The following is a 25,737-nucleotide window of genomic DNA, read 5'->3' on the forward strand; positions in this document are numbered from 1 at the left end:
GACGGGCCGCCGGGTCGATAGAGCGGGATGAGGAAACGTGTGCGCGGCTTTCCGCCTGCATCCCGCTCTAGATTACGAGAATCGAACACCTTTATTGTTTTGGGTCGGTCTGGCCCAAAACAATCGTGATCTCGTGTCGCAAACTGCGATCACTCGATGCCGAGGTCCTTGCGTACGGCTTCGTAGTTGTCGCGTAGCGCAAGCTGGCCGGCGGTCAATGTCAGCTTTTCCGGCTCCTTGCCGTTGGCGATCCACTCATACATGTTGAGTGCGGTTTCGTAGCCGTGACGCTTCGGCGAGATGATGACTGTGCCGAAGAAGCCGGTAGCCGTAGGCTTCTTGAACTCGTTGATCGCCGAATCCGCGCCGCCGATGCCGACGCCGATCATGCTGTCGGCGGGAATGCCAACCGTCTCGGTCGCGCGCACGGCGCCGAGCACCGCTTCGTCATTGAGTCCGATAGCAACCCACTTCTTGATGCCAGCATTCTTGTTGAGCACGATCGTCGAGGCGTTGAGCGCTGCCTCCGTATCGGTCTTGGCCTGGGGCGCATCGAAGATGTTGGCTTCCGGGAAGCCGTTGGCCTTGAGCACCGAGAGCGCGCCTTCGACACGGTCGACCGCCGTCGGGAGCTGGTCGTAGGAAACGCGGATGGCGCCGACGTCCTTCATGTCCCAGCCGCGCTTCTTGACCTCGTCGACGATCGCCTGGCCGACGGCCTCGCCGATCTTCGTCGCGGATATGCCCATATGCGGAACGTCTTCGATCGGGCTGCCATCGGCGTTGACTAGCCGGTCGTCGACAGTCATCAGCTTGAGTTCGTTGGCGGCGGCCTTGGCGACGATGCCGGGGCCGAGCTTGACATCTGGTGTGCAGACGATGAAGCCCTGCGCGCCCTGGGCGCCGAGGTTGTCGATCGCCGATTGCACCTTCTCGCCGTCTTCGGCGCCAATCTTGACGAGGGTGAAGCCCTTTTCCTTGGCGGCGACGTCGGCGAACTTCCATTCGTCCTGGAACCACGGCTCTTCCGGCTGCTTGACGATGAAGCCGATCTTGACGTCGGCAGCAAAGGCCGAGGTAGCCGTAAGCACGGCGACGGTACCAGCCAGAATGGCTGCCTTGATAAAGCGCATGATGTCTCTCCCTGGTGAACTGCCTCCTGCAGTGAGCATTTGTGTATGATGAATCATCATATTCGTCAATTGCCTTTGTATGATGAATAAGCTAGGGGTGTATAACGATAGCAGCGTGCTCCGGCGCGTTGTCGCGTTCCGGCGTCTGCGCTATTCAGCGACGAGGAGATGCGAGGGAGAGGAAAAGTGGCGGTGGAAGAGCAGCAGGACCAGAGTGCCATTGAGGAGCGCGGCCAGCGCCGCCCACGCGTTCAAAAGACTGTGACGCGCGCCATCGCTTCGGACATTTGCGCCGATATCTTCCCGGTCGGCTCGTTCCTTCCACGCGAAAACGATCTATGCGATCGCTACGGCGTCAGCCGGACCGTGATCCGCGAGACCCTGAAGGTGCTGGAATCGAAGGGAATGGTGCGCGGCCGTTCCCGGGTCGGCACGATCGTCTGCAACAAGGACGAATGGAACATCCTCGATTCCCAGGTGCTCGAATGGATCGGGGAGCGCATCTTCGAGTTCGATCTGTTGAACTGCATTTTGGAGGCGCGCCGGGCGATCGAGCCGGCAGCGGCGGAATTTGCAGCCGAGCGCGCGACCGTGCAGGAGATCGCCGATCTCGAGCGCGCCTGGCAGGGGATGCGTGACGGCGAGCGCGATCTGATCGGTTTCACCGACGCCGACGTCGCCTTTCATACCTGCCTGCTCAAAGCCAGCCACAACCAGGTTTTTCTGCAACTGGTCGGCATCATCCAGGCAGCGTTGAAGTTCTCGCTGCATGCTTCCAACGAAGTAGCCGATCGCCGTGACGAAGCCGTCGATATTCACGGAGAGCTGGTCGAGGCGCTGCGCCTGCGCGACAAGGCCCGGGCGCGCGACTGTTCGATGCGCATGCTCGACCTTGCAGCCCGCGACCTCAAGCTTGCCGTCGAACGTCACCGGCCCGCCCCTTCGGCGCGCTGAACCCTTTCCCTGGCGGCCGTCGCCGCCTCGTTGCACCCAGCGGATATCGCACCATGAAAATCACCAAGCTCACGACCTACATCGTCCCGCCGCGCTGGCTGTTCCTGAAGATCGAGACCGACGAGGGCATCGTCGGCTGGGGCGAGCCGGTCGTCGAAGGGCGCGCGCTGACCGTGGAAGCGGCGGTCAACGAGCTCTCGGACTACCTGATTGGCAAGGATCCGCTGCTGATCGAAGATCATTGGCAGGTCATGTATCGCGGCGGCTTCTACCGTGGCGGCGCGGTACATATGTCCGCGCTTGCCGGCATCGACCAGGCGCTTTGGGACATCAAGGGCAAGGCCTATGGCCAGCCGATCCATGCGTTGCTTGGTGGTCAGGTGCGTGACCGTATCAAGGTCTATTCCTGGATCGGCGGCGACCGTCCGTCCGACGTTGCCAACAATGCCCGCGACGTCGTCGCGCGCGGCTTCAAGGCGATCAAGCTCAATGGCTGCGAGGAAATGCAAATCGTCGACACCTGGGAGAAGGTGGAAAAGGCGGTCGAAACCGTCGCGACGATCCGCGAGGCGATCGGCCCGCATATCGGCATTGGCGTCGATTTCCACGGTCGCGTGCACCGGCCGATGGCCAAGGTGCTGGCGAAGGAACTGCAGCCCTTCAACCTGATGTTCATCGAGGAGCCGGTGCTTTCGGAAAACCGCGAGGCGCTGAAGGAAATCGCCAACCATTGCTCGACCCCGATCGCGCTTGGCGAGAGGCTTTATTCGCGCTGGGACTTCAAGTCGGTGCTGTCAGACGGTTATGTCGACATCCTGCAGCCTGACCTTTCGCATGCCGGCGGGATCACCGAGTGCCGCAAGATCGCGGCGATGGCGGAAGCCTATGACGTGGCGCTGGCGCCGCATTGCCCGCTCGGCCCGATCGCGCTGGCTGCCTGCCTTCAGGTCGACGCCGTCAGCTACAACGCCTTCATCCAGGAGCAGAGCCTCGGCATCCACTACAACGAGGCCAACGATATCCTCGACTACGTCTCGAATAAGGAAGTGTTCCACTACGCGGATGGTTTCGTGTCGATCCCGCAAGGCCCCGGTCTCGGCATCGAGGTGGATGAACAATATGTCATCGAGCGGGCGAAGGAAGGCCATCGCTGGCGTAATCCGATCTGGCGTCATGCCGACGGCAGCGTCGCCGAGTGGTGAGGAACGCGGACATGGCGGGTCGTCTTGAGGGCAAGTGCGTCGTCATCACCGGTGCGGCACAGGGCATCGGCCTCGCCATCGCCGAGACCTTCCTTGCGGAAGGCGCGAGCCTCTTTCTCATTGACCGCGACGGCGATCTGCTGGCGAACGAGGCCGCGCGGCTTCGCGCGACGGGCGAAAAGGTCGGCTACACCGCGGCCGATATCACCGATGCGCATGCTATCGAGCAGGCGATTGCTGCCGCTGCCCGTGAGATCGGCCAGCCGAATGCACTCGTCAACAATGCCGGCGTCAACGTGTTCTTCGAGCCGCTGAAGCTCTCCGATGCCGATTGGCAGCGTTGCTTCGACATCAACGTCAAGGGCGCGTGGACCTGCAGCAAGGCCGTGCTGCCGGGCATGATCGCGGCCGGCGGCGGTGTCATCCTCAACATCGCCTCCACCCACGCCTTCACCATCATTCCGCACACCTTTCCCTATCCGGTCGCCAAGCATGCGCTTCTCGGCATGACCAAGGCGCTGGGGCTGGAATATGCCGGCCAGGGCGTGCGGGTGAATGCACTGGCGCCGGGATATGTCAGGACCCAGAAGGTCGTGGATTACTGGAACAGCTTTCCGGACCCGGTCGCGGCAGAGGCGGAAACGATGAAGCTCCATCCCGGCGGCCGCATCGCCACGCCGGAGGAAATCGCCAAGGCGGCGCTCTTCATGATTTCGGACGAGTGCCCGTTCATGAACGCCACCTGCCTCACGGTCGATGGCGGAATGAGCGTGCTGCATCATCAGTGAGACGCCGAACACACTGAAATACGTGCCGCATTTCTGCGTATTGCGGTCGCGAGCCCAGCCTCACTTCCACATGGAGCGCATCCGGGCTCCGACATCGATGCGGATCTGCTTGGCGCTGCGTTCGCCGGCGGCGGCCGAGATCTTCGGCCAGTTCGTCGTCTCGAAGAACTGCAGCAGCGTTGCGGGAATGAAGCGGGTCCGCGACGCGTAGACATGCCGGTCGCCCTGGCTGTTCTGGCCGTATGTGAAAAATCTCTGCGGTGTGACCAGCGCGAGGTGGTCGCGCGCCCGCGTCATGCCGACATAAAGCAGCCGCCGCTCCTCTTCGAGTTCGGCCGTCGTGCCGACGCCCAAGTCGGATGGGATGCAGCCGTCGACGACATTGAGCATGAAGACCGAGCGCCATTCCTGCCCTTTGGCCGAATGAATGGTCGAAAGGATCAGGTAGTCCTCGTCGAGCAGGGGCACGCCCGCCTGGTCGCTGGTGGCGTCCGGCGGATCGAGCGTCAATTCGGTCAGGAATCGTTCCCGGTTCTGGTAGCCGCCGGCAATCTGCTCAAGTTGCAGGAGATCGGCCTTGCGCGTTTCGGCGTCTTCGTGGATGCGGTCGAGGTGGGGTTCGTACCAGGTCCGTGCCGTCGCGATTTCTCCCGGCCATCCGGTGTCGGCTTTGCGTAGGGCGGAAACGAGATCGACGAAGCTCACCCAATCTTCTCCGGTCTTCGGTGGCGCCGGGATTTCCGCAAGTGCTGCGAGCGGCTCCGGATCGGTGGCGATCGCGTCGAGGATCTTGCCCGCGGTCTGCGGGCCGATCCCGGGCAGCATCTGCAACAGCCGGAAGCCGGCGACCCGGTCACGCGGGTTCTGCGCGAACCGCAAAGTTGCCAGCAGATCCTTGACATGGGCGCTGTCGAGGAACTTGAGGCCGCCGAACTTCACGAAGGGAATGTTGCGGCGGGTGAGCTCGACTTCGAGCGTGCCGCTGTGGTTGGCGGAGCGAAACAGCACCGCCTGCTGCTTCAGCGCCATACCGACCTCACGATTGGCGAGAACCTGCTCGACGATATAGGCGGCCTGATCCGCCTCATCCTTGACGGTGACAAGCAGCGGGCGTTGCTCTGACTCTCTGTCCGTCCAGAGGTTCTTGGTGAACCGCTCCCGCGCAAGCCCGATGACGCCATTGGCGGCCGCAAGAATCGGTTGGGTCGAGCGATAATTGCGATCGAGCGTAATGACGTCTGCCGGCTGCGGCGAAAACGCGCTCGGGAAGTCAAGAATGTTGCGGACCGTCGCGGCCCGGAAGGAATAGATCGACTGGGCGTCGTCGCCGACGACCGTCAGGCCATGGCCTTCGGGCTTGAGCGACAGCAGGATCGAGGCCTGAAGGCGGTTCGTATCCTGATATTCGTCGACCAGGATATGATCGAAACGGCTGCTGATGTCCTGCGCCAGTTCCGCATCGGAAACCATCTGCGCCCAGTAGAGAAGCAGATCGTCGTAATCCAGCACGTTCTGCGCCTGCTTGGCCTCCACGTAGCCGGCGAACAATTCTTTCAGTTGCTGTTCCCAGCTCATCACCCAGGGATAAGCCGTCTTCAACACGTCGATGATCGAGCTTTCCGAGTTCACGACGCGCGAATAAATCGCAAGGCACGTGCCCTTCGTCGGAAAGCGGCTTTCCATCTTGGAGAAGCCGAGCTCGTGGCGGACGAGGTTCATGAGATCGGCGCTGTCTTCGCGATCATGGATGGTGAAATCCTGACCGAGGCCGATCTGTTCGGCATAGATCCTGAGGAGCCGCGCTCCAATCCCGTGGAACGTGCCGGCCCAGGAAAGCGCATCGGTCATGACGGCGGCATTGTCGCCAAGTACCTGGCGGCAGATGCGCCCGACCCGGCGCGTCATTTCCGCCGCAGCGCGGCGGGAAAAGGTCATCAGCAGGATGCGGCGCGGGTCCGCGCCATTGACGATCAGATGTCCCACTCGGTGGGCGAGCGTGTTCGTCTTGCCCGAACCGGCGCCGGCGATGATCAGCAGAGGGCCGCCGACCTCGCCTTGCGGCAATCCCACACCATGCACCACCGCCTCGCGCTGGCGGTCGTTCAGTTTTTCGAGATAGGCGGCGCTCATTCGTGTCCAGGCGTTGTCAGCAAGAATCCCCAATTCCTCGCGCCGTTTCATCCCTTTGAAAGACTAAACGGATTCCGCTTCGTAGCCGCAGACTCGCCGCGCGAAGCAGATCACTCGGAACAAAAATGGAACGTATCAGCTTCGTTCGCCGCTGCAAACCCAGTGCGCCGGGCTTTCACCAGGTTGCGATGCAGGAGCCGAGCCGTGGACGGCCGGAATTTCGTTCTCAAGAACGAGACCCGAGATTGTTGGTATCGGCGTTCGGAACGTTCTGCCCTTCGGTGCGCCGAGCAAGCCTATCTGTTGCCACTCAGATCGCCCGGGTCACGACCTGTGCCGCGACCGATACCAAAAGGGCAGCCAAAGCGAAGGCCGTGCCAAATCGTGCGATCTTCATGCGGCGCCCGCGTGCGCCATCCCAATCATAGCCCATCATTGCTCTCCCCTCGGCATCATGCCTGTCAGGATGGTGGCTGGATTTGGTAACGAGGGCGTAAACTTATGGTCGCTACTTCTACGGGGCGAGCACGCGGCTCTATGCGAGGCGCCGGCCGTGGAGCGTATCTCCCGCCCGCGCAATCAGGCGCGAACGGGAGGCAGCGAATGCGGCTGTCACACGCTCTTGCGTGTGACGAAGCGGGTTTCCAGATAGGCTTCGATCGCCTCGGAGCCGCCTTCGGTGCCGTAGCCCGAATCCTTGATGCCGCCGAAGGGCACCTCGGGGAGCGCCAGGCCGAGATGGTTGATTGAGATCATTCCGCTCTCGACTTCGCTGGCGAGACGATGGGCGCTTCGCTCGGAGCCGGTGAAGGCATAGGCCGCAAGCCCGAACGGCAGGCGGTTCGCCTCGTTGATCGCCTCATCCAGTTCGTTGAAGCGATTGATGATCGAGACGGGACCGAAGGGTTCGTCGTTCATGATGCGGGCGCTGAGCGGCACGTCGGCAAGCACCGTCGGCTCGAAGAAATAGCCGCGGTTGCCGATGCGATGGCCGCCGGTTGCCAATCGCGCGCCGTGCTCCACGGCGTCGGCGACCAGGTTTTCGATCGCCGGGATGCGGCGCTCATTGGCCAGCGGCCCCATGTCGATACCGGTTTCCAGGCCGTTTCCGACCTTGATCTTGCGCGATGCCGCGACGAAACCTTCAAGAAACTGGTCCGCCACCCGTTCCTGCACCAGGAAGCGGGTCGGCGACACGCAGACCTGCCCGGCGTTACGATACTTGCTGCCGGACATGATCGCGACGGCCTGATCGATGTCGGCGTCGTCGGTGACGATGACCGGGGCGTGGCCGCCGAGTTCCATCGTCGCGCGCTTCATGTGCTGGCCGGCAAGTGCAGCCAGCATCTTGCCGACCGGGGTCGAGCCTGTGAACGACATCTTGCGGATCACCGGATGCGAGATCAGATACTCCGAGATCACCGCCGGAACGCCATAGACGAGATTGACGACGCCGGCGGGAATGCCCGCATCGACGAAGCAGCGGATCAGTTCGGCGGGCGAAGCCGGCGTCTCCTCCGGTGCCTTGACGATGATCGAGCAGCCGGTCGTCAGCGCCGCCGACAGCTTGCGCACCACCTGATTGATCGGGAAATTCCACGGCGTGAAAGCCGCGACCGGCCCGACAGGCAGCTTGACGGTCATCTGGGTGACATCAGGCGCGCGCGGTGGAATGATCTGGCCATAGGCCCGCTTTCCTTCCTCGGCAAACCATTCGATGATCTCGGCAGCGCTGAGGATTTCACCCTTGGACTGGGCAATCGGCTTGCCCTGCTCCCGCGTCATCAGCCAGGCAATGTCGCCGGCGCGCTCGCGAAGGAGACCTGCTGCCGTCCGCATGAGCTTCGCCCGCTCGAAGGCTGATGTCGCCCGCCAGGTCTGGAAGCCTTTCTGGGCGGCGCTCAGTGCTTCGTCGAGATCCGCGACTTCCGCCCAGGCCACCTGGCCAATCGTTTCCTCCGTGGCCGGGTCGACGACGGGAATGGTCTTGCCCGCTCGAGCCGGCCGCCAGGTGCCGTCGATATGAAGGAGGATGTCCGGATACTGGGTCATGGGGGAACCTTTGGAGATTGACGTCGGTTGCTTCAAGCGCAGGACGCGTCGCTGAGGAAATTGAAAAGGAGCGATACGGATCAGTTGGGCGCTTCCCCCGACAATATCAAGACGTGATTTGTCAGAGACTCGCGCGCCGGCCGAATGCCTGATGCCGTCAGCTATTCGGCCGATCGAGGACCAGGCCGCCCGGCGGTCGGGTCGGTCGTTGGACGTCGATGTTCCGGGCAGCGGGCGTCACGGCCGCGTCAACAGCATCGAGATGCCCTGTCCGACGCCGATGCACATGGTGGCGATCGCACGCTTCGCATCTTGTACCTCGAGCTCCAATGCCGCCGTCAGCGCCAGGCGCGCGCCTGACATGCCCAGCGGATGACCGAGCGCGATGGCGCCGCCATTCGGATTGACGTGGGGCGCATCGTCGGCAAGCCCCAGTTGACGCATGCAGGCAAGAGCCTGCGCCGCGAAGGCCTCGTTCACTTCGACGATATCGATGTCGCCGATGCCAAGGCCAAAGCGCTCCAGGAGCTTGCGCGTGGACAGCACCGGGCCGATGCCCATGATGCGCGGCGCAACACCCGCGGTTGCCATCCCGTCGACCCGTGCGAGCGGCTCAAGCCCGTAGCGTTGAGCCGCGCGGGCGGAAGCAACGATGAGCGCGGCCGCACCATCGTTGACGCCAGAGGCGTTGCCGGCGGTCACCGAGCCATTGACGCGGAACGGCGTCGGCAGGCCGGCAAGCTTTTCGATCGTCGTCTCGCGCGGATGCTCGTCTCCTTCGACGAGTGTCGTCTCACCCTTGCGTCCCTTGATGGCGTAGGGAGCGATTTCGCGGCCGAACCGGCCGCTCTTTTGCGCGGCCGCGGCGCGCGCCTGGCTGCGCAGCGCAAAGCCATCCTGGTCGGCCCGCGAGATTGAAAACTCGGCGGCGACGTTCTCCGCCGTCTCCGGCATGGAGTCGATGCCGTAGAGGTCCTTCATGACGGGATTGACGAAGCGCCAGCCGATGGTCGTATCGTGGATCTCGGTGCTGCGCTGGAACGGGCCTTCGGCCTTCGGCATGACGAAGGGTGCTCGCGACATGCTCTCGACGCCGCCGGCGACAACGATCTCCGCCTCGCCAAGCCGGATCGCGCGGGCGGCATAACCGACGGCATCCAGCCCCGAGCCGCAGAGCCTATTGATCGTCGTTCCGGCAACCGTATCCGGCAATCCGGCAAGCAAGGCGGCCATGCGCGCGACGTTGCGGTTGTCTTCCCCCGCCTGGTTGGCACAGCCGAGCACGACCTCGTCGACCGCTTCGGCCGGAACGGACGCAACACGCACCAGCGCCTCGCGGATCACGTGGGCCGCAAGATCGTCCGGGCGCGCGCTCGCGAGCGCGCCGCCATAACGGCCGATGGGCGTGCGGACGCCGCCGACGATATAGGGTTCACCCATGGGATTTGTCCTTGCTTTGCTCTGCGGCGAACATCGGTCCGCCCTTGTGCGCGGGAAAGCCGTAGCCGTTGATCAGCACCAGATCGATGTCACCGGGACGCGCGGCAATGCCTTCTGCCAGCAGGGCCGTTCCCTCGTCGGCCATCGCCTTCAAAAGTCGGCTCATGATCTCGTCCGCGGTGAAGTCGCGTGGCGTGATGTTCTTCACCGCTCGCGCCGCTTCGATCACCGCCGTAACCTCGGGATCGACGGTGCGCTCGCCATCGGGATAGGCGTACCAGCCGCGCCCGCTCTTGCGGCCAAGACGTCCCGCCTCGCAGATCCTGTCAGCGATCTCGACATAACGCGCGGCGGGGTTGCGTGTCGCCGCCTGGCGCTTGCGGCGCGCCCAGGCGATCTCCAGCCCGGCCATATCGTTGACGGCGAAGATCCCCATCGGAAAACCATAGGCCTCGAGCGCGGCATCGATCTCCTGCGGGAGCGCCCCATCCTCCAGCATGAACTCCGCCTCGCGGCGATAGGCGGAGAAGATGCGATTGCCGATGAAACCTTCGGTCACACCGCAAACGATCGGCACCTTGCCGAGGCGTTTGACGAAGGCAAGGGCCGTCGCCAGCACGTCGGGCGCCGTCTTGGCGCAATCGACGACTTCGACGAGCCGCATGACGTTGGCGGGAGAGAAGAAGTGCAGCCCGACAACGCGCGAGGGATCGACTGTCGCCGCGGCAATCGCATCAGGGTCGAGGTAGCTTGTGTTGGTTGCGAGAATGGCGCTAGGGGCGACGATGCCGTCGAGCTTCTGAAACAGCTCCGTCTTGACCTTGATATCGTCGAACACCGCTTCGATGACGAGGTCGGCATTGCCGAGGTCTCTCGCTTCTGTGGTTGTCTTCAGCCGCGCGAGGCAGTCGTCGCGGCCAACCGCCGTCAGCCGTCCGGAGCGCACGGTCCTGTCGAGGGTCTCGGAAACGCGTGCCCACCCGCTGGCGGCGGCCTCTTCCGTCTGCTCGAGTGCCACCACGCGATAGCCGAACACCAGGGCGGAGACGGCGATGCCGGATCCCATCAGTCCCGAGCCAACCACGCCGACCGTCTCGATCGGCCGAGGCGATACCTTGTCGAGCCCCTCGACTTTGCCGGCGGCGCGCTCGGCAAAGAACACGTGCCGGAGCGCCGCGGACTCGCTGGAATCGCGCAGACGCAGGAAGGTGGAACGTTCTTCCGCTAGTCCCTGCTTCAGGTCGAGTTCGGCTGCCGCCTTGATGAGGCGAACCGCCTCGGCGGGAGCCGCTTGGCCCCGGGCTTTTGCCAGGATCTTTGCCTGCGCTGCGCTGATCGCGGCGGCGTCCGCCGAGGGAACGGCGGCCATGCCGGTCCGACGGAGCAGCTTGCCGACAAGTTCCTGCGCAAAAGCCAGGGCAGCATCTACCGGATCGGCGGCAATGCTGTCGGCAAGGCCAAGCGCCACGGCTTCGGCGGCCTTGACGGCCCGTCCGGTACCAATGAGATCGATCGCCGCGATCATGCCGATCAGACGCGGCAGGCGCTGCGTGCCGCCGGCGCCCGGAACAAGGCCGAGTTTGACTTCGGGCAGACCGAACGATGCCTTCCCGCCGGCAACGCGGCCATGGCAGGCGAGCGCCACCTCGCAGCCGCCGCCAAGGGCCGCACCATTGACGGCCGAGACGACCGACTTGTCGAATGTCTCGATACGCTCGATCACCTCCGGAAGCGTTGGCTCGATCGGTGGTTTGCCGAACTCCCTGATATCGGCGCCACCGATGAAGGTGTTGCCGGCGCCCGTGATCACGATGCCTGCGACCGCTGAAAGTTCGGCCGCATGATCGAGCGCCGCCATCAGGCCGGAGCGGACATGCGATGAGAGCGCATTGACGGGCGGGTTGTCGATGGCGACGACGAGGACACCCTCTTCAAGGCGGGCGGAAACGCTCTCTGAAAATCGGATCTCGGCCATGTCGGCAAGCCTCAATCAGGAACGACGGCGGTGGCCTGGATCTCGATCTTGGCGCGATCTTCGACGAGCGCGACCACCTGCATCGCGGCCATGGCCGGGAAATGCCGGCCGATGATCTCCCGATAGGCCTGGCCGATGCCGCGAAGGTTGCCGAGATATTCCTGCTTGTCGGTGAAGTACCAGGTCATCGTGGTGATGTGATGCGGCTCGGCGCCGCCGGCGGCGAGCACCGCGACGACGTTCTTCAGCGTTTGGCGCACCTGCTCGACGAAATCGTCGGTCTCGAACTCGGACTGCGCGTTCCAGCCAATCTGGCCGCCGACGAAAACGGTGCGGCCCGTTGCAGCCACGCCGTTGGCATAGCCGATGGGCTTTGCCCAGCCTTCAGGTTGCAGGATGGTGTGCATCGGTCGTCTCCAGATGTTGTGTCAGCGCAGCGCGGATGTCGTCCGGCCATGCAAAAGAAGCGTGATTGTCGAGCGAGGTGGCAACGACCCGCTGTTTCGCCGTCCAAAGCACCGTGTCTCTCGCCGAGACCCTATGCTCCATATCGAGCGACGATCGGCCGATACCGCGGACCGCCAGCGCAAAATCGAGCTCGTCGCCCTGGAAGCCAGGGCGAACGAAAGTAAGATCGAGGCGCACCGTCGGCACGCCGATCCGCCGCTCGTCATTCATCGCCTTCCAGGGAAAGCCGAGCGACGCGAAGAAGTCCTCCGTCACCCCGACAAGGATGTCGAGGTAGGAGGGGAAATAGGCGATCCCCGAAGGATCGCAGTCTCCGAAACGCAGCGGTCTCTTGGTCCTGAACATGGATCCGACCTCAGTTCGCGAAAGCGGCGATGCCGGTGATGGCGCGACCGAGGATCAGTGCGTGGATGTCGTGCGTGCCCTCATAGGTGTTGACCACTTCGAGATTGACGAGATGGCGGGCCACCGGAAACTCGTCCGAAATGCCGTTGCCCCCGAGCATGTCGCGCGCGGTCCTGGCGATCTCCAGCGCTTTGCCGCAGGAGTTCCGCTTGAGGATCGACGTCAGCTCGACCGGCGGATTTCCCTCGTCCTTCATCCGTCCGAGGCGCAAACACCCCTGGAGACCAAGAGCAATCTCCGTCGCCATGTCGGCGAGCTTCTTCTGGATGAGTTGATTGGCGGCAAGCGGCCGGCCGAACTGCTTGCGATCTATGACATATTGGCGTGCCGTCTCGTAGCAGGACTCCGCTGCACCAAGGGCACCCCAGGCGATGCCGAAACGGGCGGAGTTGAGACAGGTGAAGGGGCCCTTCAAACCGGTTACGCCAAGCAGCATGTTTTCGTCCGGAACGAAGACCTCGTCCATGACGATCTGGCCGGTGATCGATGCCCGCAGACCCACCTTGCCGTGGATCGCTGGTGCGCTCAGACCCTTCCATCCCCTTTCGAGGATGAAGCCACGGATCGCGCCATCGGCGGTTTTTGCCCAGACGACGAAGACGTCGGCGATCGGGGCGTTGGAGATCCAGGTCTTGGAGCCGGAGAGCAGATAACCGCCGTCGACCTTGGCCGCTTTGGTGATCATCGATCCGGGATCGGAGCCATGGTCGGGTTCGGTCAGGCCGAAGCAGCCGATTTTGGTGCCGGCAATCAGCCCTGGCAGATAGTTGCGCTTCTGGTCTTCGCTGCCGAAGGTGTAGATCGGCACGATCACCAGGGAGGACTGCACGCTCATCATCGAGCGGTAGCCGCTGTCGATGCGCTCGATTTCGCGGGCGATCAGGCCGTAGGAGACATAGTTGAGGCCGGCCCCGCCATACTCCTCTGACACCATCGGCCCCAGCAGGCCGAGTTCGCCCATCTCGGCGAAGATCGACGGGTCGGTCTTTTCGTGGCGGAAGGCCTCCTGCACGCGCGGCGCCAGCCGATCTTCGGCATAGCTTTTCGCGGTGCGCTGCACCATGCGTTCTTCTTCGGTCAACTGTGCATCCAGGTTGAATGGATCCTGCCAGTCGAATGACGCCTTCGAACCATGCATGTTCGACATCCCCTTCATGATCGTCCCGTGCCCTTCATCAGCTCGCGGCCGATGATGAGCTTTTGAACCTCGGTCGCGCCCTCGTAGATCCTGAGCGCGCGGATCTCGCGATAGAGCCGTTCGGTGATCTCGCCGACGCGCACGCCGCGGCCGCCGAAGAGCTGCAGCGCCTGGTCGATGACCCACTGCGCGTTCTCGGTCGCGGTCATCTTCGCCATCGCTGCCTCGCGCGTCGTCGGCCGCTTCCGCACGTCGCGTTGCCACGCTGTGCGGCAGGTGAGAAGTGCCGCAGCATCGATTGCGGTCGCCATCTCGCCGAGCGTGCTCTGCGCTGTCGGCAGATCAGCAAGGGTCGCGCCAAACATCTTGCGCTTCTTTGCATGCGCCACCGCCTCATCGAGCGCGCGGCGGGCAAAACCGATCGCCGCCGCCGCGACGGACGGGCGGAAGATGTCGAGCGTGCGCATGGCGATCTTGAAGCCTTCACCGGGGGACCCGAGAAGCTGTGAGGCCGGGATGCGGCAGTTGTCGAAGCGGAGTCGGGCGAGCGGATGCGGCGCGATCGTCTCGATGCGTTCAGCGATCGTGAGGCCGGGCGTGTCGGCGAAAACCACGAAGGCGGAAATGCCGCGCGTGCCTGGCGCTTCGCCGGTGCGGGCAAAGACGGTGTAGACGTCGGCAATGCCGCCGTTGGAGATCCAGGTTTTCTCGCCATCGAGCACGAAGTGATCACCGTCGCGGCGCGCTGCACAGGCCATGGCCGCCACATCCGATCCCGCCTCGGGTTCGGAAAGCGCGAAGGCGGAAATCCACTCGCCGCGGGCAACTTTGGGCAGAACCGTCCGCTTCAGCGCCTCGGAGCCGGAAAGGCTGATCGCACCGGTGCCGAGCCCCTGCATGGCGAAGGCGAAGTCGGCAAGGCCGTCGGCATAGGCAAGGGTCTCGCGGATGAGGCAGAGCACGCGGCTGTCGATCTCTTCGCTCACGCCGCCGAAGGCTTTCGGCACGCAATGGCGAAGCACGCCTGCGCTGCCCAGCGCTGTGACCAGATGTTTGCAGGCGGCATCGGCATCTGCATGATCGACTTCGCCGAGGCCGCCACCGGCTATGAAGTCATCCAGCTCGGCGGCAAGCGCGCGATGGTTTTCATCGTAGAAGGGCCAGTCGAGGTGATCGCGGGTTGGTGGGTGCAAAGCCGTGTCATGGGAACGCATGCTCAATTCCCTTTGAATTCCGGCTTCGCCTTGGCGGCAAAGGCCTCGAAGGCGCGGCGGAAGTCGCCGGTCGCCATGCAGATCGCCTGAGCCTGGGCTTCCGATTCAATCAGTTGGTCGATGCCCATCGCCCATTCCTGGTCGAGCATCTTTTTCGTCATCGCATGGGCGAACCAGGGGCCATCGGCGATGCTGCGCGCGAACTTCTGCGCCTCGCCAAGCAACGACGGGCGATCGTGCAGTACGTTGTAGAAGCCCCACGCATGTCCCTCTGTCGCGGTCATCACCCGCCCGGTGAAAAGCAGTTCTGCCGCACGGCCCTGGCCGATGATGCGGGGAAGAATGCCGCAGGCGCCCATGTCGGCACCCGCCAGCCCGACACGGGTGAAGAGAAAGGCCGTCTTCGCCTCCGGCGTCGCCACGCGGAAATCGGAAGCCATCGCCAAGATCGCCCCGGCGCCGGCGCAGATTCCGTCGACCGCTGCGATGACCGGCTGCGGGCAGGCGCGGATCTGGCGGACCAATTCGCCGGTCATGCGGGTGAAATCCAGGAGATCGGGCATCGACATGCGCGTCAGCGGCTCGATGATCTCGAAGACATCACCGCCCGAAGAGAAGTTGTCTTTGGCGCCGGTCAGCACCACGGCGCGTACGTCGCTGGCGCGGGCGAGTGACCGGAAGAGATCGCAAAGCTCCTCGTAGCTCTCGAAGGTCAGCGGGTTCTTCTTTTCCGGGCGGTTGAGCGTGATCGTCGCAACCCGGCCGTCCGTATCCGTTTCGAACAGGAAGTGCCTGGCCTTGTGGTCCTTGAAGGCGCGCTTCTTGGCCTGCATCGGGTTCGTCATCTCTATCCTCCGAGAACTTCGCCGCCGGCGACGGCGATCGCCTGGCCGGTAATCGCGGTTGCCTTTTCCGATACGAGCCAGGAGACGGTGTCGGCCACTTCATCCGGCGTCACCAGGCGCCCTTGCGGGTTGGAACGGGCAAGGCTGGCGCGCGCTTCCTCGCGCGAACGACCGGTCTTTTCGCTGATCGTATCGAGCGCGCCGTCGATCAGCGGCGTGTCGGTAAACCCGGGGCAAACGGCATTGACGGTCACGTCGGTGCGGGCAAGCTCGAGCGCGAGTGCGCGCGTCAGGCCGATTACGCCATGCTTCGATGCGCAATAGGCGGAAACATAGGCGTAGCCGGTGAGGCCCGCGGTGCTTGCGACATTGACGATCCGGCCGTTGCCGGCGCGGCGAACCGAGGCAAGGGCTGCCTGCGTCACGAGAAAGACCCCCGTCAGGTTGATCGAGAGCACCTGCTGCCAGAGTGCGAGATCGGTCTTCTCGAACGGCGCCGAGGGTGCCTCGCCAGCGCAGTTGACGAGAACGGCGATGTCCCCGGTTTCCGCGATCGCGGCTGCAACGCCTTGCTCGACGGCCTCCGGGTTGGTCACATCGAAGCCGTCGCGGACAAAGGCTTGTCCGCCCGCAGCAACGATTTCGTCCCGTACGGCTTTGAGCGGCATGGTGCGGCGTCCGGCGAGGCTGACGACATGGCCTTCGGCGGCGAGCGCCAGCGCGATCGCCTTGCCGATACCGCTTCCCGCACCTGTGACGAAGGCGTGCCTTTTGCTCATGGCTTGCCCGCCGACGTCGCCGCACGTGCCAGATTGTTCACATATTGCGCCCGGGCGGAGTGGTACTGCTTCGGCCAGGGCTGGCCGTCATAGCCGATCCTTGCCGCCTCATGCATGACGAAGGAGGGGTCAGCCAGATGCGGCCGCGCAATCGCGCAGAGATCGGCGCGCCCGGCCGCGATGATCGAATTGGCGTGGTCGGCTTCGGAGATCGCCCCGACGGCGATGGTCGGGACCTGGATCTCGTTGCGGATCTTGTCGGAAAACGGCGTCTGGAACAGCCGGCCATAAACCGGCTTTTCTTCCTTCACCACTTGACCGGACGAGCAGTCGATCATGTCGGCGCCGGCCTCCTTGAACAGACGGGCGAAGATCGCCGCGTCCTCCGGTGTGTTGCCGCCCTCGTGCCAGTCGTGGGTCGAGAGGCGCACCGACATCGGCCTGTCGTCTGGCCACGCTTTGCGAACCGCGCGGAAGACTTCGAGCGGGAAGCGGGCGCGCGCCGCGTGATCGCCGCCATATTCGTCGGTGCGCATATTGGTGAGCGGTGACAGGAAACTCGACAGCAGGTAACCGTGCGCCACGTGCAGTTCGAGGATGTCGAAACCGAGATCGCGAGCACGCTCGGTGGCCTGCACGAAGTCGGCGACGACGCGATCCATATCGGCACGGGTCATTTCGCGCGGCGTGTCGGAATGCTTGAGATAGGGCAGGGCGGACGCGGAAATGAGCGGCCAGCCGCCCTCGCTCAAGGGCTGGTCGATCCCCTCCCATGGCACCCTGGTAGCGCCCTTGCGCCCGGCGTGGCCGAGCTGGATGCCGATCTTGCCGGGTGTCTGCTGGTGCACGAAGTCGACGATGCGCTTGAAGGCTTGCGCCTGCTCGTCGTTCCAGAGCCCCAGGCATCCGGGCGTGATGCGGGCATCGGCCGAGACGCAGGTCATTTCCGGGAAGACGAGGGCAGCCCCTCCCATGGCGCGCGCGCCGAGATGCACCAGGTGGAAATCGTTCGGCACGCCGTCGGTCGCCGAATACATCGCCATTGGCGAAACCACGATGCGGTTCTTGAGCGTCAGGCCGCGGAGACGGAATGGCGTGAACATCGGGGGCGGGACCGCCCCGTTTGCGGCCGGCTCGACGCCGGCGCGTTCGGCGAACCAGCGCTCGAAGCTTTCGAGCCAGTGCTTGTCGCGCAGACGAAGATTCTCGTGGCTGATGCGCTGCGAGCGGGTCAGCATCGAATACATGAACTGTTCGGGCTCCAGCGTGTCGGCGTAGCGCGTGCCGACCACCTCGAACCATTCCATCGCGTTGCGGGCCGCATTCTGGATGCGGGCGACATCGACGCGGCGCACCTCCTCGTAAGCAGCAAGCACCGCGGGGATATTGGCCTTGTCGTGGCCGAGGATGTCGAACTGGCGGGTAAGCTCGATCGCGTCGTCGATGGCAAGCTTGGTGCCCGAGCCGATGGCGAAGTGGGCGGTGTGGGCGCTGTCGCCCATCAAAACGACGTGGCTGCGGCCGTTGAAATGGCTCCACTTCTCGCAGATCAGCCGGCCAAAGTTTAACCAGGCGGAACCGCGAAGGTGCCGCGCATTGGTCATCAGCTTGTGGCCGTCGAGGGTTTCGGCAAAGAGCTTCTCGCAGAACGCGATCGACTGCTCCTGGTCCATCCGGTCGAGGCCGTGGGCCCGGAAGACGTCGTCGGTCGTTTCGACGATAAAGGTCGAGGTGTTCTCGTCGAAGCGATAGATATGCGCCTGGAACCAGCCATGTTCGGTGCGCTGGAAGTCGAAGGTGAAGGCGTCGAACTTTTTGTTCGTGCCGAGCCAGACATAGCGGTTCGGCCGAACGACCATGTCTGGTCGGAAGACGTCTGCATACTTGTTGCGAATCCGCGAGTTGACACCATCGGAAGCAATGATCAGGTCCGCATCGGAAAACTGCTCGTCGCTTTCGACGTCCTGCTCGAACAGAAGCTCGACGCCGAGTTCGAGGCAGCGGTCCTGGAGGATGTTGAGCATCTTCTTGCGGCCGATCCCGACAAAGCCGTGGCCGGTCGTCCTGATCTTGCGGCCCTTGAAGACCAGCTCGATATCGTCCCAGTGGTTGAACGAGACCTCGATCGCCTCGGCCGTCTCCGGATCCCATTGCCGCATCGACTGCATGGTCGCATCGGAGAAGACGACGCCCCAGCCGAAGGTGTCGAAGGCGCGGTTCCGCTCGACGACTGTGACGTGATGCTCCGGGTGCTGGCGCTTCATCAGTAGCGCAAAATACAGGCCCGCGGGCCCGCCACCGATACAGACGATCCGCATATGGTTCTCCTCCCGAGCTCCGGCTGCGCGTGTCGCCGTCGAGATGCCCTCGACCGTCATCCCGGACTGCTTGGAACAGGTTGGACTCGTTCGGGAGAAATTTCAAGCTTAAAATTGTTTTGGGCAAATGCGACGCCAGCGCACGCGTCGAAAGACGACGCGGAGACGTTGTGCCGTTTCGCAAGTTCTCGAGAGAGAAGGAAAAGCGAGCGCCTCAGCTATTGCGCGCCAGTGCGGCGATAATGGACCGCTTGAGCTTGGCAAGCTCGTCCATCAGCACGCTGCTGTCCTGCGGTGAAACACCCGCAAACAGTTCGGAGATCCAATCGGCATGCGTTGCTGCCATCTTCTCGAATTCGGCACGGCCGAAGGGTGTCAGCGCGATGACTTGCACGCGCCGATCCGTCGGAAGCGTCGTGCGGCTGATATGGCCGCTCTCGGTCAAGCGCTCGACCAGAACCGTGATGTTGCCGGGCGAAACCATCATGCGCTTCGAGACTTCGCCAAGCACCATGCCGTCGGGCGCGCGTTCGAGCTGGGCCATCAGGTCGAAGCGTGGCAGGGTCGAGTCGAATTCTTCCCGGAGCCTGCGACGGATCTCGCTCTCGACCAGCGTCGAGCAGGTCAGCAGGCGCAGCCAGAGTCTCAGCTCGGCGCGGTGATCGCCCGGAGCCTCGAGCGCCTTGGTCTCGCCATCCACCCATTCCGGCGAAGTGTCGAACTTGTCTTCACCCATCATTCCCAATGTCCGCTTCTAACTCTGCGCAAATCGGCAGGCTCTTCCTGCTTTCGCTTTTTAAAGGCGTTTGCGGCTCTTGGACAGGCTGTCATTGGTCGTCATTTGGACGCAAGCCCCGGCGCCGTCTGTCGCGTGGAAGCCGAGGCGCTCCCGCCATCTTCGGATTGAACATAGACATTGACGGTAAAGCCAATGTGGTCGGCCATCAGCGCCTTGGCGCGCTCGATGTCGCGATCGAGTGCCGCCTCCATGAGCTCGGTGTGATGCGTGATCGCCATGGCGTCCTGCAAGGCTGCGACGGCCTCCTCATAGCCTTCGCTCATGCCGGCGGCAGCCCTCATCGTCGGGGCAAGGCTTAAGAAACGATGGTGGCGCCGAAGCTGGTCGGAGATCGTCGCCTGAAAGCGCGCGAGCCAGTTCGATCGCGCCGCGCTGATCAGCGCCGCATGGAAACCGGCGTGCTTTTCGTCCCACTCGTCGACCTCCCTTTCGGAGAAGTGCTCGACGGAGACCTTGCAGCGGGACAGCCGATAGTGCGCCGTGACGACGGCGGATTCCCATGCGCTGTCACCGTTCTCGATCGACTCGATCAACAGCGGCATTTCCACCGCGAGGCGCGCGCGGGTGAGATCATCCAGTTCCTCGCGTGACACCGGTGCGACGGCGAAGCCGCGATTGCTGATCGCCGTGACAAGGCCCTCTGCCTCCAAACGCGACAGCGCCTCGCGCAGAGGCGTCCAGCCGATCCCATAGCTCTCGCGCAGCGCGCTCAACTTCATCGGCGCACCGGGCTTCAGCCGTGTCGCCAGAATGTCGCGGCGTAGCAACCGGTAGGCCGATTCGGTTTTGGTCGACTGTTCGTGCTCCTGCATCCCGTTCCCTTAGCGCCCGCATCGGATCGACACAAATATATATAGTTCTGCTTCGATCGTGAAAATATATATATTTGTTTGACAAGACCTCCGACCCTCGCCATCATCCACGCACGCCGCCCAGGAGGGCGGTAACGCTCGTCAAATTCTGGGAGGGATGTATGAGCAAGAGCACTTGGCTTTCGGGGTTGGTCGTCGCCGGCGCAATGGCATGGGGAATGGGCGTCGCCGCCGCCGATCCGATCCGCATCGGTATCGCCAATTTCGGTGAACATCCGCAATTGAACGCGTCGATCGCCGGCTTCAAGAAGGCGCTGGCCGAGAACGGCTTCGTCGAAGGCAAGGATGTGGTCTATACCGAGAGCCACACCAACTTCGACGCTTCGCTCGTGCCGCAAATGATTGCCAAGCTGCAGGCCGAACAACCGAAGCTGGTCTATACGATCACCACGCCCGTCTCGCAGATCGCCAAGAAGGCGCTTGCCGGCTCCGGTATTCCGGTCGTCTTTTCGGCCGTTACCGATCCGGTTGCCGCGAAGCTCGTTCCATCCTGGGAGGCGGGTGACGAAGGCATGACCGGCGCGACGGACCTTCAGGACGTGGCCGCCGTGATGGCCTTTACCCGTAAGCTCCTGCCGGACGCCAAGCGCTTCGGCGTGCCATACAACCCGGGTGAAGCGAACGACACCGCGCTGCTCGACAAGATCAAGGAAGCAGCCCCTGCCGCCGGCTTCGAGGTCGTGGAGGTCGGCGTCGACAACGTCAATGACATCCAGCAGCGCATCGCCTCCTTCGCCGGCAAGGCTGATGTGATCTACACGCCTGCATCGAACCTGCTGCAACCGGCGATCGGCGCCGTCTCGGCGGCCGCACGCCAGGCGCAGATCCCGATCGTCAATTCCGATGACGGCGCCGTCCGCGATGGCGTCGTGCCGGCAAGCTTTGCGGTCAATTACGAGCAGGTCGGCGTCAACGCCGGCAAGATTGCCGCCCAGATCCTCAAGGGCACGGACCCGAAGACGATCGCGCCGTCGCGTCCGGCCTATGAAGATCACGCACCGCTGATCTCGAAGAAGGCGGCGGCGGCCTTCGGCATCGAGGTGCCGGCGGCGCTCGCCACCGAGTGCAACTGCGTCGTCGACTGATTTCCGGTTGGTCTCAACAGTGACGGCGCCAAGGGCGCCGTCGCGCGATCATTAGGGGGAGCCAATGCTGGAAATCAGATCGGCCCGCAAGGTTTTCTACAAGGGGCAGGCGGACGAAAAGGTCGCGCTGGACGGCCTGGACCTGCGTCTCAAGACAGGCGAATTCGGTGTCGTCATCGGCTCGAACGGCGCCGGCAAGAGCAGCATGCTCAATGCCATCTCGGGCGCTCTTGTGCTCGATTCGGGCAAGGTCGTCATCAACGGGGACGACGTGACGGCCATGCCCGTCCACAAGCGTGCCATGCGGCTTGCCCGCGTCTTCCAGGATCCGATGCGCGGCACCGCCGCCAGCATGACGGTCGCGGAAAACATGCTGCTTGCCGAACTGCGCAGCAACAAGCGGACCCTGCGCCGCGGGCTGAATCCCACGCGGCTTGCGACTTACAAGGAGCGCCTGTCGCTGCTCGGGCTCGGCCTCGAAAGCCGTCTCGACACGCGGGTGGAGTTGCTCTCCGGCGGCCAGCGGCAATCGCTGTCGCTGATCATGGCGGTCGGCGGTGAGCCAGAGTTGCTGCTGCTCGACGAGCACACCGCGGCCCTTGATCCGCGCACCGCCGATATCGTCATGCAGGCGACGATCCGTGCGGTCGAGGCCTTGAAGCTGACGACGCTGATGGTGACGCACAACATGCAGCACGCGGTGGACTTTGGCCACAAGGTCATCATGCTCGATGCCGGGCGCGTGCGTCTCGAAATCGACGGCAAGGACAAGGCCCAGACGACGGTGCCGGACCTGATCGGCCATTTCTCCGTCAAAACCGACCGCATGTTCCTGGCGAGCTGACGATCATGGATATTCTTCAAAACACCCTCGCGAGCTTCATCTCGCTCGTTCCCGTGACGCTGGCGCAGAGCCTGATCCTCGCTTTCGTCGTGCTCGGGATCATGATCCCGTTCCGCATGCTGAGCTTTCCTGATCTCACCAGCGAAGGCGCGTTCCCGCTCGGCGGCTGCGTCTGCGGCGTGCTGATGGCGGCCGGCATGTCGCCGCTTGCCGCAATCGCCATCGCGCTCGTCGCCGGCTTCGTCGCCGGCTGCTGCACGGCCTTCATTCATCTCCGGTTCCGGATCCATACGCTGCTTGCCGGCATCTTGATGATGACGATGCTCTATTCGATCAATCTCAGGATCATGGGCCGATCGAACCTTTCGGTCTTCGGCGCGTCGACGGTGTTCGACTGGGCGCCGGGGCTGCAGCCGGGCTTCCCGGCAAGCAAGATCGTCGTCGCCGGGCTGATCGCGCTCATCGTCTTGTTCCTGCTTTATCACTTCTTCCGGACGGAGAAGGGCACGGCCGTTCGCGCCGTCGGCGCCAATCCCGACATGGCGGAAGCGCAAGGCATCAATGTCTGGCTGGCGACGATCGGCGGTGTCGGCCTTGCAGGCGCGTTTTCGGCGGGCAGTGGCGCGCTGATGGTGCAGTCGCAGGGCTTTGCCGACGTCAACATGGGGCTCGGCATTCTGATCAACGGCCTTGCGGCGCTCATGATCGGCGAGGCGATCGTCGGCAAGCAAAATGTGCTGCGCCAGCTCGCAGCCCCCTTTGTCGGCGCGATCGTCTACTATCAGCTCGTCTCCTTCTGCCTGGCGGCCGGCATGCCGCCGCCAGATCTGAAACTGGCGACCGGCCTCTTCGTTCTGGCCATGCTGGCTCTTCCGAGTCTCAAGCGAAGCCGCGGGCCAGCACCCGCCCGCGAAACCGTTCGCGAATAAACAAGGACTACCTTCATGAATGCAGTTCCTGATCTTGCAACGATCGAAGCCATGGATGCAGCCGATGTGCTGCATCCGATGCGAGACCGTTTCGTCCTGCCTGCAGGCCTCATCTATCTCGACGGCAACTCGCTCGGGGTGGCCTCGACCGCTGCCTTCGCCGAACTGCACAAGGCCGCGAGCGAGGAATGGGGGCAGGATCTCATCCGTAGCTGGAATACGGCCGGCTGGTTCGACATGCCGCTTGCGCTCGGCGATCGGGTCGGGCGGCTGATCGGGGCGGCCGCCGGCCAGACTGTCGTTTGCGACACCACGTCGATCAACATCTACAAGGCCTTGCATGCCGCCATGGCCCTGCGACCCGACCGTACGGTCATCGTCAGCGAGGGTGGCAGTTTCCCGACCGACCTTTACATGGCCGAGGGTGTGGTCTCGACGCGTCCCGGCGCGTCGCTGCGTCTCGAAGGGGTCGATGCGCCCGAGATCGAGGACCTGATCGACGGCAGCGTCGCCGTGGTTCTGGTCAACCACGTGAACTACAAGTCCGGTGAATTGCGTGACATGGCGGCGTTGACCCGCAAGGCGCACGAACACGGCGCGCTGGTCATCTGGGATCTCTGCCATACGGCCGGCGCCCTGCCGGTCGATCTCGATGGTGCCAATGTCGATTTCGCCGTCGGCTGCACCTACAAGTATCTGAACGGCGGCCCCGGCGCCCCTGCGTTCATCTACGCCGCCACCCGGCATCACGGCGATATCCGCCAGCCGCTCAGCGGCTGGTGGGGCCACGCCCGACCCTTCGCCTTCGAAAAGCACTATGCCGCTGGCGAGGGCATTCGACGTTTCCTCTGCGGCACGCAGCCGATCCTGTCGCTGCGGGCGCTGAAGGGCGCGCTCGACGTCTGGGACGAGGTCGACATGAAGGCGCTGCGCGAGAAGAGCATGCGGCTCACGGACCTCTTCATCGCGTTGGTCGAGGCGAAATGCGGTGCTTATGGGCTGGAGCTCGAAAGCCCACGCGACGGCGTCAAGCGCGGCAGCCAGGTGTCGTTCAGCCACCCGCACGCTTACGAGATCATGCAGGCGCTGATTGCCTGTGGCGTCATCGGCGATTTCCGCGCGCCCACCACGATGCGCTTCGGCTTCACGCCGCTCTATGTGAGCTATGCCGACGTTTGGCGGGCGGTTGAGATTCTGGAAGAGATCCTCAGCACCGGTGCATGGCAGGATACGCGTTTCGCGGTCCGTGCAGCCGTGACCTGATTGATGGCGCTGACGAACTGGGGGCGGCATTTCGCCCGCAGCTTCTGTTCAGACGCAGACTAAGGTCGTCGCCAGCGGACTGGTTCAGGACCACTGTGCAGAAGGTGAGAGGACGGCTAACGGGGGACTTAAGCAATGATCGCGCCATACCGTCCGACCCCGAATGAAATCGCAGAAGCCCGCAAGCGAATTGCGCCGCACTTTGAGCGCACGCCGCTGGTCAGGCTCGACCTCGGATTTCCCGACCGACAGATCTTCTTGAAACTGGAGACGCTGTCTCCGATTGGCGCCTTCAAGCTTCGCCCGGCGCTGAATGCAGTCTTGTCGCGCGATCCGGTCGATCTGCGGCAGGGCGTGGCGGTCACCAGTTCCGGCAACATGGCTTATGGCATGGCTTGGGCGGCACGGCTCGTCGGCGTGCCCATGGTTGCCTACATGTATCGCGGCGCGCCGCAGACCAAGGTCGATGGTGTGCGCGAGCTTGGCGGCGAGGTGCGCTTCGTCACCCAAGAAACGTGGTGGGACTATATCACCGCCGCCGATCGTCCGGATGCACCGGAACTGCTGATCAATCCAGTGACTGATCAGGCCGTGCTTGCCGGCAACGCTTCCATCGGCATGGAAATCGCCGAGGATCTGCCCGATGTTGACGTGGTGCTCACCCCCTTTGGCGGTGGCAGCATGACCACGGGGATTGCAAGCGCCGTCAAGACCGCTTCTGACGGTTGCCGGGTCTTTGCGGTTGAGGATGACAGCGCCGCCCCGGTTTCGGCGGCCCTTGCCGCTGGCCAAATCGTGACGATCGAAACCCGACCGTCCTTCATCAAGAGCATCGGCGCGCCGTCGCTGGTGCCGCAGCTTTGGCCGGTGGCGCGCGACTTGATCGACGGTGCGATTGCCGTCAGCCCGGGGCATGTGTGCGACGCGATGCGGCTGTTGTTCAAGAAGGCTAAGATCGTCGCCGAGGGCGCGGGTGCTGCCTCGCTTGCCGCAGCCATCGGCAGGCCGGATCTCAAGGGAAACATCGTCTGCGTTATCTCGGGCGGCAACATCGATGCTATCGCCTATTCCACCGTGCTCGGCGGGGGCATCCCCGCAGCCTGA

General features: G+C 63.6%; 23 protein-coding genes. 8 read left to right on the forward strand and 15 right to left on the reverse strand.

What is annotated here, in order from left to right; all coding sequences use genetic code 11:
- Nucleotides 1–149: 149 nt before the first annotated feature.
- A complete protein-coding gene (locus ACQ5BM_RS06940; RefSeq protein WP_429809512.1) occupies nucleotides 150–1,133 on the reverse strand; it encodes an arabinose ABC transporter substrate-binding protein in 984 nt (327 codons plus the stop codon).
- Nucleotides 1,134–1,325: 192 nt separating this feature from the next.
- Here ACQ5BM_RS06940 and ACQ5BM_RS06945 point away from each other — a divergent pair, with 192 nt between their 5' ends.
- From ACQ5BM_RS06945 to ACQ5BM_RS06955, 3 genes are read left to right on the forward strand one after another with little or no spacing between them, the layout of a single operon-like run.
- On the forward strand, nucleotides 1,326–2,087 hold the full coding sequence (locus tag ACQ5BM_RS06945; RefSeq protein ID WP_429809513.1) for a FadR/GntR family transcriptional regulator: 762 nt from the start codon (nucleotides 1,326–1,328) through the stop codon (nucleotides 2,085–2,087).
- Between the two features lie 53 nt (nucleotides 2,088–2,140).
- Nucleotides 2,141–3,289, forward strand: a complete 1,149-nt coding sequence (gene dgoD, locus ACQ5BM_RS06950) for a galactonate dehydratase (RefSeq protein ID WP_429809515.1) — start codon at nucleotides 2,141–2,143, stop codon at nucleotides 3,287–3,289.
- 11 nt (nucleotides 3,290–3,300) lie between these two features.
- Nucleotides 3,301–4,077, forward strand: a complete 777-nt coding sequence (locus ACQ5BM_RS06955; RefSeq protein ID WP_429809517.1) for an SDR family oxidoreductase — start codon at nucleotides 3,301–3,303, stop codon at nucleotides 4,075–4,077.
- A gap of 60 nt (nucleotides 4,078–4,137) precedes the next feature.
- Here ACQ5BM_RS06955 and ACQ5BM_RS06960 read toward each other — a convergent pair whose 3' ends face one another.
- The 14 genes from ACQ5BM_RS06960 to ACQ5BM_RS07025 all read right to left on the reverse strand — a co-directional run bounded on the left by ACQ5BM_RS06960 (nucleotide 4,138) and on the right by ACQ5BM_RS07025 (nucleotide 20,452).
- Nucleotides 4,138–6,207 carry an ATP-dependent helicase gene (locus tag ACQ5BM_RS06960; protein ID WP_429809518.1) on the reverse strand — a complete coding sequence of 690 codons (2,070 nt, stop codon included), beginning with the start codon at nucleotides 6,205–6,207 and terminating at the stop codon, nucleotides 4,138–4,140.
- Nucleotides 6,208–6,517: 310 nt separating this feature from the next.
- The gene (locus ACQ5BM_RS06965) at nucleotides 6,518–6,643 is read right to left on the reverse strand and encodes a hypothetical protein (RefSeq protein ID WP_334197706.1); all 126 of its coding nucleotides are present in this window, start codon (nucleotides 6,641–6,643) and stop codon (nucleotides 6,518–6,520) included.
- Nucleotides 6,644–6,819: 176 nt separating this feature from the next.
- A complete protein-coding gene (locus ACQ5BM_RS06970) occupies nucleotides 6,820–8,259 on the reverse strand; it encodes an NAD-dependent succinate-semialdehyde dehydrogenase (RefSeq protein WP_429809520.1) in 1,440 nt (479 codons plus the stop codon).
- A 237-nt stretch (nucleotides 8,260–8,496) separates the two neighbouring features.
- Nucleotides 8,497–9,699 (reverse strand): 3-oxoadipyl-CoA thiolase, encoded by a 1,203-nt coding sequence (gene pcaF, locus ACQ5BM_RS06975; protein ID WP_429809521.1) that lies wholly within the window; start codon nucleotides 9,697–9,699, stop codon nucleotides 8,497–8,499.
- Nucleotides 9,692–11,674 (reverse strand): 3-hydroxyacyl-CoA dehydrogenase NAD-binding domain-containing protein, encoded by a 1,983-nt coding sequence (locus ACQ5BM_RS06980; protein WP_429809522.1) that lies wholly within the window; start codon nucleotides 11,672–11,674, stop codon nucleotides 9,692–9,694. The genes pcaF and ACQ5BM_RS06980 overlap by 8 nt, the downstream gene beginning before the upstream one ends.
- A gap of 11 nt (nucleotides 11,675–11,685) precedes the next feature.
- Nucleotides 11,686–12,081, reverse strand: a complete 396-nt coding sequence (locus ACQ5BM_RS06985; RefSeq protein ID WP_429809524.1) for a RidA family protein — start codon at nucleotides 12,079–12,081, stop codon at nucleotides 11,686–11,688.
- On the reverse strand, nucleotides 12,059–12,487 hold the full coding sequence (locus ACQ5BM_RS06990; protein ID WP_429809525.1) for an acyl-CoA thioesterase: 429 nt from the start codon (nucleotides 12,485–12,487) through the stop codon (nucleotides 12,059–12,061). Before ACQ5BM_RS06990 ends, ACQ5BM_RS06985 begins: the two co-directional genes overlap by 23 nt.
- Before the next feature lie 10 nt (nucleotides 12,488–12,497).
- Nucleotides 12,498–13,685: an acyl-CoA dehydrogenase gene (locus ACQ5BM_RS06995; protein WP_429809527.1), complete on the reverse strand. Its 1,188-nt coding sequence runs from the start codon at nucleotides 13,683–13,685 to the stop codon at nucleotides 12,498–12,500.
- 14 nt (nucleotides 13,686–13,699) lie between these two features.
- On the reverse strand, nucleotides 13,700–14,899 hold the full coding sequence (locus ACQ5BM_RS07000) for an acyl-CoA dehydrogenase family protein (RefSeq protein ID WP_429809528.1): 1,200 nt from the start codon (nucleotides 14,897–14,899) through the stop codon (nucleotides 13,700–13,702).
- 2 nt (nucleotides 14,900–14,901) lie between these two features.
- Entirely contained in the window at nucleotides 14,902–15,744 is an 843-nt protein-coding gene (locus ACQ5BM_RS07005) for an enoyl-CoA hydratase family protein (RefSeq protein ID WP_429809530.1), read from the reverse strand.
- Between the two features lie 2 nt (nucleotides 15,745–15,746).
- Nucleotides 15,747–16,523, reverse strand: coding sequence for an SDR family NAD(P)-dependent oxidoreductase (locus ACQ5BM_RS07010; protein WP_429809532.1), 777 nt, complete (start codon nucleotides 16,521–16,523; stop codon nucleotides 15,747–15,749).
- Entirely contained in the window at nucleotides 16,520–18,841 is a 2,322-nt protein-coding gene (locus ACQ5BM_RS07015; protein WP_429809534.1) for a bifunctional salicylyl-CoA 5-hydroxylase/oxidoreductase, read from the reverse strand. Before ACQ5BM_RS07015 ends, ACQ5BM_RS07010 begins: the two co-directional genes overlap by 4 nt.
- A 214-nt stretch (nucleotides 18,842–19,055) precedes the next feature.
- Complete coding sequence (locus ACQ5BM_RS07020; RefSeq protein WP_246304504.1) at nucleotides 19,056–19,580, reverse strand: MarR family winged helix-turn-helix transcriptional regulator; 525 nt, start codon at nucleotides 19,578–19,580, stop codon at nucleotides 19,056–19,058.
- Nucleotides 19,581–19,678: 98 nt separating this feature from the next.
- Nucleotides 19,679–20,452, reverse strand: a complete 774-nt coding sequence (locus tag ACQ5BM_RS07025) for a GntR family transcriptional regulator (RefSeq protein WP_429809536.1) — start codon at nucleotides 20,450–20,452, stop codon at nucleotides 19,679–19,681.
- 161 nt (nucleotides 20,453–20,613) lie between these two features.
- Here ACQ5BM_RS07025 and ACQ5BM_RS07030 point away from each other — a divergent pair, with 161 nt between their 5' ends.
- The 5 genes from ACQ5BM_RS07030 to ACQ5BM_RS07050 all read left to right on the forward strand — a co-directional run bounded on the left by ACQ5BM_RS07030 (nucleotide 20,614) and on the right by ACQ5BM_RS07050 (nucleotide 25,737).
- On the forward strand, nucleotides 20,614–21,597 hold the full coding sequence (locus tag ACQ5BM_RS07030) for an ABC transporter substrate-binding protein (protein ID WP_429809538.1): 984 nt from the start codon (nucleotides 20,614–20,616) through the stop codon (nucleotides 21,595–21,597).
- Nucleotides 21,598–21,661: 64 nt separating this feature from the next.
- Entirely contained in the window at nucleotides 21,662–22,441 is a 780-nt protein-coding gene (locus ACQ5BM_RS07035; RefSeq protein ID WP_429809540.1) for an ABC transporter ATP-binding protein, read from the forward strand.
- A gap of 5 nt (nucleotides 22,442–22,446) precedes the next feature.
- On the forward strand, nucleotides 22,447–23,370 hold the full coding sequence (locus ACQ5BM_RS07040) for an ABC transporter permease (protein ID WP_429809542.1): 924 nt from the start codon (nucleotides 22,447–22,449) through the stop codon (nucleotides 23,368–23,370).
- Between the two features lie 15 nt (nucleotides 23,371–23,385).
- Nucleotides 23,386–24,633 (forward strand): kynureninase, encoded by a 1,248-nt coding sequence (gene kynU / locus ACQ5BM_RS07045; RefSeq protein ID WP_429809544.1) that lies wholly within the window; start codon nucleotides 23,386–23,388, stop codon nucleotides 24,631–24,633.
- Between the two features lie 135 nt (nucleotides 24,634–24,768).
- Nucleotides 24,769–25,737: a threonine ammonia-lyase gene (locus ACQ5BM_RS07050; protein ID WP_429809546.1), complete on the forward strand. Its 969-nt coding sequence runs from the start codon at nucleotides 24,769–24,771 to the stop codon at nucleotides 25,735–25,737.

Source organism: Ensifer sp. B1-9 (genome assembly GCF_050474445.1).
GTDB lineage: Bacteria > Pseudomonadota > Alphaproteobacteria > Rhizobiales > Rhizobiaceae > Ensifer.